The organism is Arthrobacter sp. AB6 (assembly GCF_031844545.1).
Lineage (GTDB): Bacteria > Actinomycetota > Actinomycetes > Actinomycetales > Micrococcaceae > Arthrobacter.
On record NZ_JAUZVL010000056.1, the window covers coordinates 1 to 1,254 of the forward strand.

The window sequence follows — 1,254 nt, forward strand, 5'->3', positions numbered from 1 at the left end:
CCACGTACAATCCGTCAGGACAGCAGCCAAAAAGCGTCGCAGACAACACAGGGCCAGGGGGTCCGGAGCTCTGCGACGGCGCCACCGGGCCCCAACAGCCGGCCGCGCCAGCGGACGCCCCTCAACTGGTTGGAGCGCAGCGGAAACCAGGGCGAGCCCTGAGAGCCTGCCCTTCACCCCGGGCCAGGAACTACCCAACGACACCGACAGCCTTTGACTTGCCGCCGGCGGACGCCGCCCCGGCACCTGGTTGCTGCGGATGGGCGGTCCGCCGTGGGCGACCACCAGCGAAAGCCGGCCACGACGGCGGACCGCCCGCGGTGACCGGCCCCGAAAGACCGGCCACCCGTGGGTTTAGCTGGCGAGCAGTTCGCTCAGTTCAGCCGCGTCGGTCACCAGCGCCGCGCCGCCGTCTTTCAGGAGCCGGTGGCAACCTGCGGAGTTGGCGCTGTGGACGCTGCCGGGGACGGCGGCGACGTGCCGGGCGATGGTTTCGGCGTGGTGGGCGGTATTCAGGGCACCGGAGCGCCAACGGGCCTCCACTACGCACGTCACCCCGGCAAGGGCTGCAATGATGCGATTTCTGTACAAAAATCTTGCCCGGGTAGGGGCTGCTCCCGGGGGAAGCTCGGACAGCGTCAGCCCATTGCCGCGGATTGCGGCGGCGAGGTCCGCGTTTCCAGACGGGTAGTCCCGGTCCAGTCCCCCGGCGAGGACGGCGATGGTGGCCGGGCCGCTGCCGGTGCTTCCGGCCAGTGCGGCACGGTGGGCGTGGGCATCCACGCCATAGGCGAGTCCCGCGATGACGCAGATTCCGCGCTGCGCCAGGCTGTAGGCGATGTCACCTGTGACGGCCGCGCCGTAGCTCGTGCAGTCACGTGAGCCGGCCAGTGCCGCACAGTTGGACGGGTCGGGGATTCCATTCCCGATGGTGCCCCGGTACCAGAGGCCGAACGGCGCGTCCGGGAGGTCGTCCAGGCCGCTGGGCCAGTGCTCATCCCCGGGGATCAGGAAACCGCCGCCCAGGCGTTCGATGGTGGCCAGGTCCTTCTCCGGGTCCAGCTCCGGCACGCGAGGTGCCCAGCGCTTCAGCGCGTCGGCCAGTTCCTCGGGCGTCACCTCCGGAATGGCGTGGGCAGGTTGGGCGCCGGTGGCGAGCCGCAGCGCGGCGTACGCGCCGAGCCTGCCCATAAGGGTCCGCCCAACGGTGTCGTTTGGTTCGAACAGGCGGGTCAGGGCTGCGCGTGCAATGCG

General features: G+C 70.5%; 1 protein-coding gene. It reads right to left on the minus strand.

Features of this window, described 5'->3' with window-relative positions:
• Positions 1 to 354: 354 nt before the first annotated feature.
• A partial coding sequence (gene dprA, locus Q9R30_RS19280) for a DNA-processing protein DprA (RefSeq protein ID WP_311218596.1) occupies positions 355 to 1,254 on the minus strand: 900 nt, incomplete at its 5' end.